This window comes from Azospirillum soli (assembly GCF_017876165.1).
Classification (GTDB): domain Bacteria; phylum Pseudomonadota; class Alphaproteobacteria; order Azospirillales; family Azospirillaceae; genus Azospirillum; species Azospirillum soli.
In genome coordinates this window covers 1-16,178 of the sequence record NZ_JAGINQ010000004.1, presented here as the reverse complement: position 1 = coordinate 16,178, position 16,178 = coordinate 1, and the positions used below count along the sequence as shown (strand labels likewise).

The following is a 16,178-nucleotide window of genomic DNA, read 5'->3' as shown; positions in this document are numbered from 1 at the left end:
GCGGGGGCGCCGGGGGCAATTGGTTAGGTCAGAAAGTAAATTCTATGCAACTATTCGTGAGCATCAACACTTTGATGCGTGGTTGAGGGCTCCAGGATCACGAAAGACATGATGTTGCGGCGCTCCGGAAACGCAATTTCGCGTAGAGCCCCGGAATGTGCCGCCTGATGGTTAACGCGAGCCATTGTATTCCCGAAAGTGTCGCGGTGGCCAACGCACCGTGCCCCATCATGTCGCGCCGAATCTCCGCCTGCTCCGCCCGGCCGCGCGCCGCGTCCTGCTGCGACCGACCGTCGGGCGCGAAGACGCACACGGGGAAGTCGAGCCGGACCGCCTTGCCGCGCTTCAGCACCTCCAGCGTGAAGGCGTAATCGGCGGCCAGCGCGTAGCGCAGGTCGAATCGCACCTCCGCGACATCCAACCGCCGGTAGATCATGGCCTGATGGTGCGTGAACATGCCGAACACCGCCAGACGGTGCGAGCGCGCCGGCTTCGCCACGACCCGCCCGTCGGACAACCGCTCCAGCGCGTCCCCATAGAGCAGGCCGGCGTGCGGCGCCCGCGCGATGGCCTCCGCGATGCGCCCGGCGGCCTCCGGCCCTGCCAGCGTGTCGCCCGCGTTCAGGAACAGGACGTGGCTGGCCGTCACCGCCTCCAACGCCACATTCATCGCGTCGTACAATCCCCGGTCGGGGGCGGACCGCCACCACGTGAACTCTTCGACATGGGCGGCCAGCCATTCGGCCGTGCCATCGACCGACGCCCCGTCCACCACGATCCAGTCGAAGTCCCGCCACCGCTGCGCCCGCAGGCTGGCGCGGGTGGCGAGCAGGCCGGGCAGGTCGTCGCGGACCACGGTCAGAATGGCGAGACGCCCCGTCATCGCGAAATCACCGACACCGACGCCGCCGTGATGGCGAGCTGGCTGAGGATGCTGCCGATGTTCTTGGAGAATTCCAGGAAGTCGAACGGCTTCGGGTCGCGCGGCACGACGATGATCGACCCCGGCGGGATCGTGCTGACCGCGTGGTTCCAGGAGGAGAGCGACAGCGGCTGCGACCGACCGTCCGGCATGACGACGAAGATGCGGCCCGTATCGGCGGCGCGTGTCGGCCCGCCAGCCTCGCGCAGATAGTCCTCCGCCGGCTTGCCGCTGACAAACGGAACCGACGCCGGGTGCATGACCTCGCCGGCCACCGCAACGGTCAGCGGGCGCTTGGGGATCACGATGCGGTCGTCGGCCTCCAGCAGGATGTCCCGGTCCTGATGCGCGCGCAGCTGGGCTGGGTCGGCCTCGACCACGATGCGGCCCAACGGCTCGATGCCGCGCAGCTGCGTGGCGACGCTGCGGGCCAGTGCGACGTTTTCCGCCTTGACCGGCTCGCCCTTGTCCACCTCCAGAGCGACCCAGCGTTCCATCTCGCGGGCTTCCTGGGCGAACCGCTCCTTCTCGCGGCGGCGCTCGCTCTCGCGGGTGAAGACGGCGCCGTAGGGATAGGCTTCCTCCGTCAGGCCGCCGGCCCGGTCAATCAGAGAGGACAGTGTCTCGCCGCGCCCCACGTCGTAGCTGCCGGGACGGCGCACCGCACCGGCGATGGTGACGGCGCGCGCCTCCAGCGCCTGCGGGATGGGATTGACGCGGATCGCGTCGCCGGGTCCGGCCATCGCCCGCCCCGTGCCCACCGAGGCCAGATCGACGCGCCGCCGTGCGCCGGTGGAGGCGGTCAGCTCGACCGCCGTGGGATCGGCGGTGCTGGACAACCCGCCCGCCGCCGCGATCAGCGCGTCCAACGGCGTGGCGTCGGCCACCGGATAGGCGCCCGGTTCGCGCACCGCGCCGCGCACCTGCACGATGCGTTCGTTCAGCAGCGCCGCCACGGCGGGATCGACCGGCCCTTCGACCAACGATGCGGGATCCGGCGTCACGGCGTCCTCCGTCTGATGGCGCGGGTCGCGCGCGGCCTTCGCCACCAGCGCGCGAACCTGCGCCGCCGAGAACAGATGCACCCGGTCACCGTCGGACAGCACGCGGTTGGCCCGGCCGCCCGCGACCTCCTGCGGCGAAAAGGCGACCAACGCCCGGTTCAGCGTGCGCCGGTCGAACCGTTCGACCACCCCCAGCAGGGGATACACGTCGCGCTTCAGCCCGTCGCCGCCGGTCAGCGCGTCGCGCAAGGTTGTCCCGCCACCCAGCAGCCGCGTGCCGGGCCGCCGCACATGGCCCAGCAGCTCGTAGCGCGGTCGGTTGGATTCCTGGATCGCGCCGACCGCCGCGTCCTCGCCGCGCGACGCGCCGCCATAGGCCGGCATGTCGGCACCCCCAGAAGCGGTCCCAAAGCCGACCCTTGGGTAGAAACCCGGCCGGGCCGTGCCGCCCAGCTTCAGCGTCGAACGCTCAAGCGCGAAGACCAGCAGGTCGGGCACCGCGTCGAACAGGGGCGGGCAGGGGATGCGGCTGCCGGTCAACTCCGCCGCCGCGTGCACCTGCGGACCGCTCGCCAGCAGGCCGTCCGGCTGCGCGGCCAGCGCGCGGGCCAGCACGATCAGGCCCTGGCAGGCGTCCGGCGGCGCGTCCTTCATCCCGCGCAGCAGGTCCAGCACCGGCTCCGAGGTCAGAAAATCCACGTCCTCGGCCCCCAGCACGTAGAGCGTGTCGCCCTCGGCCAGCGCCCGCTTGTCGCGGCCCTTCAGCACCGCCGCCAGATCGACCGCCGTCAGCGTCCGCGCCCGTGTCGCCAGGTCGGTGGAGGCCAGCACGGCGAAGGGCAGGTACGGGTCCGGCCGCAGGTCGGCCTTGCCGACCAGCGCGTCGAGGGTGCGGACCTTGGTCAGGGCGCGCGGGCCTGGACGCAGCACATGGCCGTCCAGCCGCACCTCGTCCCGGCGGTCCTCTCGCATCGGGGCAAGCACCAGCAGATCGCCGTCACCGATGACGCGGGCGTGCTGGTTGGCGACCTCTTCCGTCACCTCCTCGCCGGACGGGCCGATGGTGAAGCGCAACGCCCGGTGCGCGCCGGGGCGCAGCACGCCGCCCGCCAGATCCTTCAGCTCCACCGCCGTCAGCACCGGCTGGTTCGGCGACAGCTCGAAGATGGCCGGACGCTTGACCGGGCCGGTGACCGCGACCGTGGGGCCGAGCGGCGGCACGAACAGCCGGTCGCCGTCGCGCAGCCGCAGGTCGGCGCTGCCCCCGTTGCCGGTCAGGAACAGGCCGTAGAGATCGACCGCTTGCGGCTCCTCCGCCGTTCCGGCCCGCGTCAGCCGTATCCGCCGCAGCGACCCGTCGCGCGTCACTCCGCCGGCCGAGGCCAGCGCGTCCAGCACCGTGGCGAAGGCGCCGACCTCGTGCCGGCCGGGCTTGCCGACCGCGCCCGTGATCAGAATGCCGATGCGCCGCACCTCGGTCAGCGAGACGAAGGTGTCGGTGTTCGGGTGCGTGGCGGCGACGGCGTTCGACAGCTCGGCGCGCAGCTCCGCCAGGGTCAGCCCTTGGGCCACCACCGGACGCACCTCGTCGATGGTCAGCAGGCCCGCGTTGTCGATGGCGTAGCGCTTGCTGGAGGATTTCTGCCCGCGCAAGCTGACCAGCAGCTCGTCGCCGGGGCCGAGCGTGTAGTCGCCCTGCACGCCGCCGGCTCCGGGGCGCCCGCCTGTCTCCTGTCCGAGCTGCCCATGTCCGAACTGCCCATGTCCGAATTGGTCGTAGCCGAATTGCCGCAGGGGCGTTCCGGCACGGTCCGAATAGGCCGCCTCCACGGCGGACGGCGCGTCCTGAACCGAAGCAGCCGGGGTCCGGGCATGCGCCACCGAACGCACCGGCTCGGCGGCCGACGCGGCGTACACCCATAGGATCAGCGCCGCCAGCGGCACCAACCGGGCGAATATCCTGCACGCAGCAGCAAACATAAGATGTCAACAACCCGTCCATAACCACCGGCGGGGTGCCGATACCGGACAATGCACACTATTGCGTGCATTTCATCGGAGCGCAACCGCCACGCTGGTGCCGACGCCCCAAGACCGGATATGCGAAAAATTGGCCCCCTTGTCCGCAACCGAGCGGCTATCATGGGCTTCGGCCTTCATGTTCCCGGACGGTTCCTCATGGCGCGCATCATCGTGATCGACGACGACCAGACCACCCTGTCCGCCGCCCGCGCGCTGCTGGAAAAGCTGGGGCACGAGGCCATCACCGCGGCAAGCGGGGTGGAAGGGGTGGTATCCTACCTCGCCTTCGAACCCGATCTGGTGCTGACCGACATCTTCATGCCGCACCAGGACGGTTTTGAAACCCTCAAGCGCCTGAAGGCGTTGAATCCGCAGGCCAAGGTGGTCTGCATGTCCATCGGGCCGGACCGGTTGATCGACGCGGTCACGGTGCGCGACACCATGCTGCGCTTCGCCACGGAATTCGGCGCCGACGGCAGCCTCACCAAACCGCTTCGAATCGACGACCTCCGCGACACCATCGACAAGGTTCTGAAGGCAGACGCAGCGTGATCATTGTCTACAGTGAAGAGCATCGGCTCCAGGCCGGCCGGTCGGAGCTGAACGACGGCCAGCTCGTGCCCTGTTACGAGAAGCCCGCCCGCGCCGACATCGTGCGCGGCCGGGTGGAGACCGCCGCCATCGGCCCCATCGTGGAGCCGACCGCCCACGGCGTGGAACCGCTGGTGCGCGTGCACGACGCCGGCTATCTGGAATTCCTGCGCACCGCTTGGGGCGAGTGGGTGGCGGAGCATGGCGACTGGGACGCGCTGCCCCTCAACTGGGTGGCGCCCGGCATGTCGCGGCGCCATGTGCCGAAGAACATCGACGGCAAGCTCGGCTACTATTCCTTCGACGCCGGAACCCCCATCACCGCTGGGACGTGGCGGGCGGTGACCGCCGCCGCCGACGTGGCGCTGACCGGGGCCGACCACATCCGCGTCGGCGACCGCGCGGCCTTCTCGCTGTGCCGGCCGCCGGGGCACCATGCGGGCCATGCCTTCTACGGCGGCTACTGCTTCTTGAACAACGCGGCCATCGCGGCGCAGAGCCTGCGCGATCATGGTGCGGCGCGGGTCGCGGTGCTGGACGTGGACTATCACCACGGCAACGGCACGCAGGAGATTTTCTGGGAGCGGAACGACGTCCTGTTCATCTCCCTGCACGCCGATCCGATCCAGGAGTTTCCCTATTTCTGCGGCTACGCCGACGAGGTCGGGGCCGGAGCCGGCGAGGGCTTCAACCTCAACCTGCCGCTGCCCTGGGGCACCGACTGGGCGTCCTACGCCGAGGCTCTGGGTACGGCGGCGGAGCGCATCAAGGCGTTCGGTGCCGATGCGCTGGTTGTCTCGCTGGGTGCCGACACCTACGGCGGCGACCCCATTTCCCGCTTCCGCCTGCTGTCGGAAGACTTCCTGCGTATGGGCGGGGCGCTGGCCCGCATCGGCCTGCCGACTCTGTTCGTGATGGAGGGCGGCTACGCGGTGGATGACCTCGGCATCAACGTCGCGAACGTGCTGACCGGGTTTGAAAACGCCTGACCGGACGGGAACGGGGCATCGTTCTTGCCCTGTTCCCCCGCTTCCCGTATCCTCTCTTCATCAACGGCCGATCCGCGCCCATTCACAGCCATGCGCCAAACGCGATGGTTCGTGTACGATTCGTTGTGCATCGACTGCACAATGGAAGCATGCGAACAAATCGCCATACCGCGTTGTTGTAATGGGGAAAAATGGCAATTTTCGCCATTGTGCACTTTTGAAAATCGGCGAAATCTGCACAACGATGCACAATGCGCCGCCTGGTATCGTCCTGCGAAAGGCGCACCCCCTCCGGCACTGACCAAACGCCGAGTTGACCGGCCGGCATCGTCAAGCGCTATCATCAATCGACCGCTTGACTAATTATCAGTTAAACGAACAATAGGCGGGTGCTGGCACGAGTCCGGAACAACCGGGCCGGCCACCAGGGAGGACAGAGACAATGCCCGATACCCGGTCCGGGGGACGGTGGCGTCCCCACGCCGGCGGGGAGGCGCCATGCGCGTCCTGATCCCCGACGCCACGTTCGCCGATTCCGGCCTCACCTGCATCCCCCACCCCAAAGCCGTCACCACCACCCGGCCATCTTTTGCCGCGTGAGAGGAGGGAACCCATGGCCTCCGTCGATATCCGTCAGGTGCGCAAGGCCTTCGGCACGTTTGAGGTGATCCACGGCATCGACGTGGACATCGGCGACGAGGAGTTCGTCGTCCTCGTCGGTCCCTCCGGCTGCGGCAAGTCCACGCTGCTCCGCATGATCGCCGGGCTGGAGCAGATCAGCGGCGGCGAGATTTCCATCGGTGGCCGGGTGGTGAACCAGATGCCGCCGAAGGAACGGGACATCGCCATGGTGTTCCAGAACTACGCGCTCTACCCGCACATGAATGTCTTCGACAACATGGCCTTCAGCATGAAGCTGCGCCATGCCGAGAAGTCCCTGATCGAACAGCGCGTCCGGCAGGCCGCCGAAATTCTGGACCTGACCAAGTACCTCGACCGCTACCCGCGCCAGCTCTCCGGCGGGCAGCGCCAGCGCGTCGCCATGGGCCGGGCCATCGTCCGCGACCCGCAGGTCTTCCTGTTCGACGAGCCTCTGTCCAACCTCGACGCCAAGCTGCGCGTGCAGATGCGCACCGAGATCAAGGCCCTGCACCAGCGCCTGCGCACCACCTCGATCTACGTCACCCACGACCAGATCGAGGCGATGACCATGGCCGACCGCATCGTCGTCATGCATGAAGGTCACGTCGAACAGATCGGCACCCCGCTGGAGTTGTACGACCGCCCGGCCAACCTGTTCGTTGCCGGCTTCATCGGTTCTCCCGCCATGAACTTCATGGAAGGCACGCTGCGCCGTGAGGGCGACCGCGCCTGGGTGGCGGCGAAGGGCGACTTGGCTCTGCCGGCCCCGCGCGGTGTCGGCGGCAGCGACGGCCAGACGGTGGTCTACGGCATCCGCCCCGGCCACCTCCGCATCGCGTCGGACGCCGAGCAAGGCTTGCCGGCCGAGGTCGAAGTGATTGAGCCGACTGGGGACAACACGCTGGTCTTCTGCCGGCTGGGCGACATCATCGTCTGTGCCGCGACGACCGAACGCCATCCGCTGCAGCCCGGCGAACGGCTGCGGCTCGTGCCCCAGCGCGACGCCGGGCACGTCTTCGACGCCGCCACCGGGCAGCGTCTTTAAAGGCCAAAGAACACCAACGGCCGACCGGCAGAGCAAGCCGGCCGACCCTTCAACCAAAAGGGAGGAGCGGTCATGGTTTCCAAATTCGGGGAGTTCACGAGAAGAGACGTCCTGAAAGCAACCGCCGCCGTCGCCGCACTGGGCGCTGGTCTCGGCGGCGCCGGCCTCGGTAACGTCGGCATCGCCGCCGCCCAGCAGCCGGAGCTGAAGATCGAGCCCGAGAAGGGCGCCGAACTGCGCATCCTGCGCTGGAAGAAGTTCGTCCAGGGCGACGAGGACGGCTGGAACGCCAACACCCAGAAATTCACCGAAAAGACCGGCATCAAGGTCCGCATCGACAGCGAATCCTGGGAGGACATCCGGCCCAAGGCGGCGGTCGCCGCCAACGTCGGCAGTGGCCCGGACATCATCTTCGGCTGGTTCGACGACCCGCACCAGTACCCGGACAAGCTGGTGGACCTGACCGACCTCGCGACCTATCTCGGCAACAAGTACGGCGGCTGGTACGAAGCGGCGCAACGCTACGGCATGCGCGACGGCCGCTGGATCGGCTTGCCGGTGGGTGCCGCCGGGGCCTGCATCGTCTACCGGAAATCCTGGCTCAACGAGGCCGGCTTCGAGACGATGCCCCGCGACACCGACGGCTTCCTGAAAGCCTGCCAGGCCATGGCGAAGAAGGGCCACCCGTCCGGTTTCGCGCTCGGCAACGCGGTCGGCGACGGCAACACCTGGACGCACAGCATGCTCTGGGCCTTCGGCGGCCGCATGGTGGACGAGCAGGGCAACGTCACCATCAACAGCCCCGAGACCGTCCGGGCGCTGGAATATGTGGCGGAGCTTTACAAGACCTTCGCGCCCGGCACGCTGTCTTGGCTCGACCCCAACAACAACAAGGCCTTCCTGGCCGGCGAGATCGGTGTCACCGCCAACGGCATTTCCGTCTATTACTCGGCCAAGACTTCGCAGGATCCGGCGATGCAGGCGCTGGCGAAGGACATCGAGCACGTCAACTTCCCCATCGGCCCGGTCGGCAAGCCGTCGGAGCTGCACCTGTTCACCCAGGGCATGGTGTTCAAGCATTCCAAGTACCCGAACGCTGCCAAGGAATACCTCCGCTTCATGATGGAGAAGGAGCAGTACGAGCCCTGGCAGCAGGCCGCCATCGGCTACATCACCCACCCGCTGGCCGCCTACGAGAACAACCCGATCTGGACGGCCGACCCCAAGCACACCCCCTACCGCGACACGGTCAAGAACATGCTGTGGAATGGCTATGCCGGGAAGCTGGGCGCCGCGTCGGCGGGCGTGATGGCCGACTACGTCGTCGTCAACATGTTCGCCGAGGCCGCCAGCGGCCAGCAGACGCCCAAGGAGGCCGCCGCCCGCGCCGAGCGTCGGGCCGCGCGCTACTACAAGGTCTGAGGGCGCTTTGCCCCCTCCCTAACCCTCCCCCGCTGACGCGGTGGAGGGGACCAAGCTCCTTCCCCCACCCAGTGGGGGAAGGTTGGGATGGGGGCCACATATCGAGGGCCTCGCCATGTTCGTGGACACCAAACACCACCGTCCGGCCAAGCCGCGCGCAGCACCAGCCCCGCCGCGCTTCCGCCTCGGCGAGAGCCGGGCCGCCATGGGGCTGCTGTTCATGCTGCCGGCCGCCAGCATCCTGCTGCTGTTCCTGGCCTATCCGCTTGGACTCGGCGTCTGGCTCGGCATGACCGACACGCGGGTGGGGCGGATCGGCCACTACATCGGCATCGAGAATTACGAGATGCTGTGGATGGACAGCGTGTTCTGGACCTCGGTCTTCAACACCTTCCTCTACACGGTGGTCGCCAGCATCGCGAAGTTCGCGCTGGGCCTTTATCTCGCGCTGCTGCTGAACCGGCATCTGCCGTTCAAGGCGTTCCTGCGGGCCATCGTGCTGCTGCCCTGGATCGTGCCGACGGCGCTGTCGGCCATCGCCTTCTGGTGGATCTACGACAGCCAGTTCTCGATCGTGTCCTGGTCGCTGCAACGGCTCGGCCTCATCGACAACTACATCAACTTCCTCGGCGACCCGGCCTGGGCGCGGGCCAGCGTCATCATTGCCAACGTCTGGCGCGGCATCCCCTTCGTGGCGATCACGCTGCTGGCCGGACTCCAGACCATCCCGCCGTCTCTGTACGAGGCCGCGACCATCGACGGCGCCACGCCGTGGCAGCGGTTCCGCTACGTCACCTTCCCGATGCTGACGCCGATCATCGCCGTGGTGATGACCTTCTCGGTCCTGTTCACCTTCACGGACTTCCAGCTGATCTACGTGCTGACGCGCGGCGGACCGCTGAACGCCACGCATCTGATGGCGACCCTGTCCTTCCAGCGCGCCATCCCCGGCGGGAATCTGGGGGAGGGCGCCGCCATCGCCGTCACGATGATCCCGTTCCTCCTGTCCGCCATCCTGTTCAGCTACTTCGGCCTGCAACGCCGGCGCTGGCAGCACGGCGGCACCGATTGACGGAGGCCTCGCATGTTCCGCAAGAAGACGGAGACACCCGCCGGTGACGGCATGGATTATCTGGAATCCATCCCCCGTCGCGTCGTGACGCTGTGGATCCCGCTGATCCTGTTCCTGTTCGTGCTGCTGTTCCCCTTCTACTGGATGGGGGTCACGTCCTTCAAATCGAACGAGGAGCTGTACAACTTCAACGACTTCAGCCCCTTCTGGGTGGCGCACCCGACGCTGGACAACATCCACCGCCTGCTTTTCCGCACCGCCTATCCGGAGTGGCTGCTGAACACCATGCTGGTGTCGGTGGTCAGCACCTTCCTGTCGCTGTTCTGCGCCGTCTGCGCCGCCTACGCCATCGAGCGGCTGCGCTTCAAGGGGGCGCGCTACGTCGGGCTGGCGATCTTCCTGGCCTACCTCGTGCCGCCGTCGATCCTGTTCATCCCGCTGGCCTCCATGGTCTACGCCTACGGGTTGTTCGACACGAAATGGGCGCTGATCCTCACTTACCCGACCTTCCTGATCCCGTTCTGCACGTGGCTGCTGATGGGCTATTTCCGCTCCATCCCCTACGAACTGGAGGAATGCGCCCTGATCGACGGGGCGACGCGCCTGCAGATCCTCGTGAAGATCCTGCTGCCGCTGGCCGTTCCGGGGCTGATCTCGGCGGGCATATTCGCCTTCACCCTGTCCTGGAACGAGTTCATCTACGCCCTGACCTTCATCCAATCGTCGGAGCAGAAGACCGTCCCCGTGGGCGTGGTCACGGAACTGGTGGAGGGCGACGTCTACCATTGGGGCTCGCTGATGGCCGGGGCGCTGCTGGGCTCCCTGCCGGTGGCGATCCTCTATTCCTTCTTCGTCGAGCATTACGTCGCCAGCATGACCGGCGCCGTGAAGGAGTGACCTTGCATGACCGCCAAGAAGCCTCTGCGCTCCGCCGCATGGTTCGGCCGCAACGACAAGGACGGGTTCATCCACCGCAGCTGGATGCGCAACCAGGGCCTGCCGAGCCACCTGTTCGACGGCCGCCCGGTCATCGGCATCTGCAACACGTGGTCCGAACTGACCCCCTGCAACGCCCATTTCCGGGTGCTGGCCGAGCGGGTGAAGCGCGGCGTCTACGAGGCTGGCGGCTTTCCGCTGGAATTCCCGGTGATGTCGCTGGGCGAGACCAACCTGCGCCCGACCGCCATGCTGTTCCGCAACCTTGCCAGCATGGACGTGGAGGAGTCGATCCGCGGCAACCCCATCGACGGGGTGGTGCTGCTCTGCGGCTGCGACAAGACCACGCCGTCGCTGGTTATGGGCGCGGCCAGCTGCAACCTGCCGACCCTGGTGGTGTCCGGCGGGCCGATGCTGAACGGGCATTACCGGGGCGGGCTGATCGGCTCCGGCACCTCGGTCTGGGAATTCAGCGAGGACGTGAAGGCCGGCAAGATGAGCCTTGAGGACTTCATGGACGCGGAGGCCTGCATGTCCCGCTCGGTCGGGCATTGCATGACCATGGGCACGGCCTCGACCATGGCGTCGATGGTGGAGGCGCTGGGCCTGGGCCTGCCGCACAACGCCGCCACGCCGGCCGCCGACAGCCGCCGCAACGTGCTGGCCCACATGGCCGGCCGCCGCATCGTCGAGATGGTCCAGGAGGACCTGACGATGGACCGGATCCTGACCAAGGACGCCTTCGAAAACGCGATCCGGGTCAACGGCGCCATCGGCGGTTCGACCAACGCCGTCATCCACCTGATCGCCATGGCGGGACGGATCGGCGTGAATCTGACGCTGGACGACTGGGACCGGCTGGGGCGCGAGGTTCCGACCCTGGTGGACCTGATGCCGTCCGGCCGGTTCCTGATGGAGGATTTCTACTACGCGGGCGGCATCCCGGCGGTGGTGCGGCTGCTGGGCGAGCGGGGGCTGCTGCACCGGGACGCCCTGACCGTCAACGGGCGGACGCTCTGGGAGAACTGCGAGAAGGCTCCGAACTGGAACGAGGCGGTGATCCGGACCTTCGACCACCCGCTGGTGGCGAGCGGTGGCGTGGCGGTGCTGCGCGGCAACCTCGCTCCCGATGGGGCGGTGCTGAAGCCCTCCGCCGCGTCACCCCACCTGATGAAGCATCGGGGGAGGGCGGTGGTGTTCGAGGACATCGAGCATTACAAGGCCCGCATCGAGGATCCGGCCCTGGACATCGACGAGACCTGCGTCATGGTCCTGAAGAACTGCGGTCCAAAGGGCTATCCCGGCATGGCCGAGGTCGGCAACATGGGCCTGCCGCCGAAGCTGCTTCAGAAGGGCATCACGGACATGGTCCGCATCTCCGACGCCCGGATGAGCGGCACGGCCTACGGCACCGTTGTCCTGCACGTCTGTCCGGAGGCGGCGGCGGGCGGGCCGCTGGCCCTGATCCGGGATGGCGACATGATCGAACTGGACGTGGAGGTCCGCCGCCTGCACCTGGACGTTCCGGACGAGGAACTGGCCCGGCGCCGGGCGGCGTGGCAGCCGCCGACACCGGCCATGAAGGGCGGCTACCAATCCCTGTACGTCGAGCACGTCATGCAGGCCGACAAGGGCGCCGACTTCGATTTCCTGGTCGGCTGCCGTGGGGCGGGCATCCCCAGGGAGTCGCACTGACGGCGGGCGGTCACATCCGGATATCGACCTGAAACAGCTCGAAATCCAGGAACTCCATCGGAGGCCGCCGCTTGCGCCGGAAGGCGTTGCGGGCGCGGCCGATGAGAGACGCGTAGCTCTTCAGTTTCGTACCCATGTCCGTTCCTCTCCGGCGTGGTCGAAGATTCAACGGACCTGAGCTATGCCGGGTTTCTGTGACACTTTCCATCGTGCGTTCCTGTGTCCATTGGAACACACCCCCGACGCCGCCTGTTCGGTGAAAATACGGATGGTGAGGAGGGGGCGATGACCGGCATCCTGCGAGCCGTCATCTTCGACGTGGACGGCACCCTGGTCGATTCGGTCGATCTGCACGCCCACGCTTGGGTGGAGGCGATACGGCACTTCGGTTACCACGCGGACTTCGACGAGGTTCGATCCCAGATCGGCAAGGGCGGCGACCAGATCATTCCGGTGTTCGTGCCGCAGAAGGATTTGAAGCGGGTCCAGGACGACATGGACCATTTCCGCCACGACCTGTTCGCCCGCAAATACATGCCCAAGGTCAAGGGCTTCCGCCGGGTGCGCGGGCTGTTCCAGCATCTGCACGCCGACGGCCTGCGCATCGCGCTCGCCTCCTCCGCCAAGGGGGACGAGCTGGAGCATTACAAGCGGGTCGCCGAGATTGAGGATCTGGTGGACGTCGAGACCTCCTCCGACGACGCCGACCGGTCCAAGCCCTATCCGGACATCTTCCAGGCCGCGCTCGACAAGCTCCACGTCGGGGCGGACGAGGCCGTGGTGGTCGGCGACAGCCCGTGGGACGCGAAGGCCGCGAGCCGCGCCGGCCTGCCGGTGCTGGGGGTCCTGTGTGGCGGCTTTTCCGAACAGGACCTCCGCAAGGCGGGCTGCGTCGAGATCTACCGCGACCCGGAGGATTTGCAGCGCCGCTTCGCCTCAAGCCTGATCGGCCGGCACAGCCCGAAGACGCTCGGCCAGCCGGGCCGGCCGCCGACACGCGGCGAGAGACGAATGGGCGCGTAGACCTTCACCGGCCCTTCGCCCCTCACGCGCTCTGGCGGAAGAAGGCGACGAGGGTGCGCAGGTCGCCGGCCTGACCGGCCAGGGAATGAGCGGCGGCGGTGGTTTCCTCCACCAGGGCCGCGTTCTTCTGGGTCATCTCGTCCATGTGGGAGACGGTGTTGTTGATCTCGTCCAGAGCCGAGGCCTGCTGGGCGGAGGCGGCCGCCATTTCGGCGATCAGGCCGGCGACCTGACGGACACCAGTGACGATGCCGTCCAGAGCGCTGCCGGCCTGCTCGACCAGTTCGACACCGCTCTTGACCTGGGCGTCGCTCGCCATGATCAGGCCCTTGATCTCCCTGGAAGCCTGGGCCGAGCGCTGGGCGAGGTTGCGGACCTCCTGCGCCACCACCGCGAAGCCCCGGCCGGCGTCACCGGCGCGGGCGGCCTCCACAGCGGCGTTGAGGGCCAGCAGGTTGGTCTGGAAGGCGATCTCGTCGATCACGCCGATGATGTCGGTGATCTTGCGGCTGGCGTCGGCGATGCGGTGCATGGCCTCCACGGCGGTGTCGGCGATGCCGCCGCCCCCCTCGGCCGCGCGCTGCGCGTCGGTCGCCATGCCGTTGGCTCGCTGGGCGTTCTCGGCGTTGGAACGGACGGTGGCGGCCAACTCCTCCATGGCGGCGGCGGTCTCCTCCAGGGCGGAGGCCTGCTGCTCCGTCCGGTCGGCGAGGTCGGAGGAGCCGGCGGAGATCTCCGCCGACGCCGTGCCGATGGTGTCGGCGGCGCCGACGATGCGGGCCACGATGTCGCCCAGCCGTTCGGCCGTGCGGTTGGCGTCGTCCTTGATCTGGCCGAACATGCCCCGGTGGTCGCCCTGGATGCGCTTGGCGAGGTTGCCGCCGGCCAGTTCCGACAGGAAGTCTACCACGTCCTGGAGCGAGCGTCCCGAGGTCTCCGCCAGTTCGTTCATGCGGCGGGCGAGGTCCAGCATGAAGCCGTCCTTGCCGGCCAGCGGCACGCGCTGGGCGAAGTCGCCTTCCGAGGCGGCGCGGACCATAGTCGCGACCTCCTCCTGGATGGCGAGTTCCTGGGTGATGTCGCGCCATTCGATGACCGTGCCATGGCGGGTGCTTTCCTCGTCGATCACCGGGGTGGCGACGATGTCGAAGCGGCGCGTGCCGATGGCAAGGCGTGCGGTGTGCGATTCGGTCAGGCCGGCCAGCAGGGCGGTCTCGATCAACGGATCGCGGAAGGAATCGACGCTGGCACCGGCCAGGGCATCGGCCTTGAAGGTCGGGATCGGGTGGCGGATGTCCTCCTCCGCCCGGCGGAACATGTCCTGCACCGCCCGGTTCAGGTAGATGATCCGGCCGTCGGTGTCCGCCATCATGGCGTTGGCCGAGACGGTGTCGAGCGCGGTCTTGATCCGCATGGCCGAAACGCCGGCCGTTCGGATCTCGTGGATCGCGCGGGCGAGCGCGCCGACCTCGTCCCCGCGCTCCTCGCCGGGGATGGCCATGCCCACCTCGCCGGCGGCGATGCGCTCGGTGGCGTGGGTCAGGCCGGCGACGGCGCGGGTGATCGACCGGACGATGGTCAGGCCCACGATCAGGGCCAGCGCGGAGCCACCGAGGGCCACCGCCAGTACGATGGCGAAGGTCAGCCGCGCGGCCTCGCCCTTGTCGGCGGCCAGGACGCGCAGGCCCTTGGCGAGATCGTCCTCGACCGTCTTCATCTGGTCGATGCGTTCGGTCGCCTTGCGGAACCAGACGCCGGCCTCGGCGCCCTTCAGGTCGCCGCCGGCTCCGGCCGTCAGCGCGATCTGCCGCATCGCCTGGACCTCCTCGCGGGCGCGGCCCTCCACGCGCTGCTCCAGAGCGGCGACGGTGTCGGCCGGCGCGATGCCCCGGAATACGGCGAAGAAGGTGTCCTGGGCCGAGCCCAGACCGACGAAGCGCTGGAACAGCGCCGGATCGAAGCGCCCGGCGGCGAAGCCAGCGGAGCCGGTCGCCCGTTCCTGGCCGGCGCGCTCCTTGCCCTGCATGAAGACGCCGTAGGCAGTCACGAGGTTCTTGAGGTCCGCATCGCCGGTCAGGCGGGCGATCTCATAAGTCGAATCAAGCAGTCCGCCGATGATGCGGGTGTAGTGGGCGATCACGTCCGCCGGCTTGGCGGTCAGCCCGTCCGCCTCGGCGCGCCGCCCGTCGAGCCCGGCCAGCTGGCTTTCGGCATCGGCGATGCGGTCGAGGAAAGCCTTGAAGGCCGCTTGGCCGCGCAAGGGGGCCAGAGCGGCGGTCAGCGCCGTCCGGGTCTCGTCCGAGGCGCGGCGCTGGGTGCCCAGTTCGGCGCGGAACTGCTTGCCCTCGCTGCCGAGGAAGAGGGCGGTGGCGCCGCGCTCCCTCTGGAGTTCATGGGACAGGGCGCCGATCGCCGTGGTGGCATCAACCAGCGTGCGCAGGTTCGAGATCGCCGTCATCTCCCGTGCGCGGTCGTAGACCACGGCGGCTGACAGGGCGGCCAGGGAGAGGATGGCGACGGAGAGGGCGGCGAGAACCTGACGGCGCAGGGGCCAATGCGAAAGGCGGAAGGTCATGGTCGTGTCCGGCGGTCCCGTTGACGGCGAGGGGATCGGTCCCACTCAACCCTGAGGCACGAGCTAAACCGGCACCTTGATCCGCGTCAATTCGCGGCATGTGCATTGCCATTGTGCACCAATGTGCATCGCAATTGTGCATCGTTGCGGCATTATGGAGCAAACGCCACCAACACTTAGCACACTAAGCGTCTGATGGCGGGCTAGACTCCCCGGAGGTTGAACGCACTTCCGGGGACG

12 protein-coding genes are annotated in these 16,178 nt (G+C 68.0%); 8 read left to right on the top strand and 4 right to left on the bottom strand.

Features of this window, described 5'->3' with window-relative positions:
- Nucleotides 1-97: 97 nt before the first annotated feature.
- Together J2852_RS07700 and J2852_RS07695 are read right to left on the bottom strand one after the other, a co-directional pair.
- On the bottom strand, nucleotides 98-883 hold the full coding sequence (locus tag J2852_RS07700; protein ID WP_209873394.1) for a glycosyltransferase: 786 nt from the start codon (nucleotides 881-883) through the stop codon (nucleotides 98-100).
- On the bottom strand, nucleotides 880-3,870 hold the full coding sequence (locus J2852_RS07695; RefSeq protein ID WP_343206709.1) for an SLBB domain-containing protein: 2,991 nt from the start codon (nucleotides 3,868-3,870) through the stop codon (nucleotides 880-882). The genes J2852_RS07700 and J2852_RS07695 overlap by 4 nt, the downstream gene beginning before the upstream one ends.
- Nucleotides 3,871-4,104: 234 nt before the next feature.
- Between J2852_RS07695 and J2852_RS07690 the strand changes: the two genes are divergently transcribed.
- The 7 genes from J2852_RS07690 (at nucleotide 4,105) to araD (ending at nucleotide 12,340) form a co-directional block, all read left to right on the top strand.
- Nucleotides 4,105-4,500: a response regulator gene (locus tag J2852_RS07690; protein WP_209873389.1), complete on the top strand. Its 396-nt coding sequence runs from the start codon at nucleotides 4,105-4,107 to the stop codon at nucleotides 4,498-4,500.
- Nucleotides 4,497-5,528, top strand: coding sequence for a histone deacetylase family protein (locus J2852_RS07685; protein ID WP_209873387.1), 1,032 nt, complete (start codon nucleotides 4,497-4,499; stop codon nucleotides 5,526-5,528). The genes J2852_RS07690 and J2852_RS07685 overlap by 4 nt, the downstream gene beginning before the upstream one ends.
- A gap of 613 nt (nucleotides 5,529-6,141) precedes the next feature.
- Entirely contained in the window at nucleotides 6,142-7,215 is a 1,074-nt protein-coding gene (locus tag J2852_RS07680) for an ABC transporter ATP-binding protein (protein ID WP_209873384.1), read from the top strand.
- A gap of 72 nt (nucleotides 7,216-7,287) precedes the next feature.
- Nucleotides 7,288-8,637: an ABC transporter substrate-binding protein gene (locus J2852_RS07675; protein WP_209873382.1), complete on the top strand. Its 1,350-nt coding sequence runs from the start codon at nucleotides 7,288-7,290 to the stop codon at nucleotides 8,635-8,637.
- 115 nt (nucleotides 8,638-8,752) lie between these two features.
- Nucleotides 8,753-9,709 (top strand): carbohydrate ABC transporter permease, encoded by a 957-nt coding sequence (locus J2852_RS07670; protein ID WP_209873379.1) that lies wholly within the window; start codon nucleotides 8,753-8,755, stop codon nucleotides 9,707-9,709.
- A 12-nt stretch (nucleotides 9,710-9,721) separates the two neighbouring features.
- Complete coding sequence (locus tag J2852_RS07665) at nucleotides 9,722-10,606, top strand: carbohydrate ABC transporter permease (RefSeq protein WP_209873376.1); 885 nt, start codon at nucleotides 9,722-9,724, stop codon at nucleotides 10,604-10,606.
- Between the two features lie 6 nt (nucleotides 10,607-10,612).
- Nucleotides 10,613-12,340, top strand: coding sequence for an L-arabinonate dehydratase (gene araD, locus J2852_RS07660; RefSeq protein WP_209873373.1), 1,728 nt, complete (start codon nucleotides 10,613-10,615; stop codon nucleotides 12,338-12,340).
- A 10-nt stretch (nucleotides 12,341-12,350) separates the two neighbouring features.
- Here araD and J2852_RS31980 read toward each other — a convergent pair whose 3' ends face one another.
- Nucleotides 12,351-12,476, bottom strand: a complete 126-nt coding sequence (locus J2852_RS31980) for a hypothetical protein (protein WP_281418429.1) — start codon at nucleotides 12,474-12,476, stop codon at nucleotides 12,351-12,353.
- A gap of 149 nt (nucleotides 12,477-12,625) precedes the next feature.
- Here J2852_RS31980 and J2852_RS07655 point away from each other — a divergent pair, with 149 nt between their 5' ends.
- Nucleotides 12,626-13,363: an HAD family hydrolase gene (locus tag J2852_RS07655; protein WP_209873370.1), complete on the top strand. Its 738-nt coding sequence runs from the start codon at nucleotides 12,626-12,628 to the stop codon at nucleotides 13,361-13,363.
- Between the two features lie 22 nt (nucleotides 13,364-13,385).
- Here the strand turns inward: J2852_RS07655 and J2852_RS07650 are convergent, their stop codons facing one another.
- On the bottom strand, nucleotides 13,386-15,938 hold the full coding sequence (locus J2852_RS07650; protein ID WP_209873366.1) for a methyl-accepting chemotaxis protein: 2,553 nt from the start codon (nucleotides 15,936-15,938) through the stop codon (nucleotides 13,386-13,388).
- Nucleotides 15,939-16,178 lie beyond the last annotated feature (240 nt).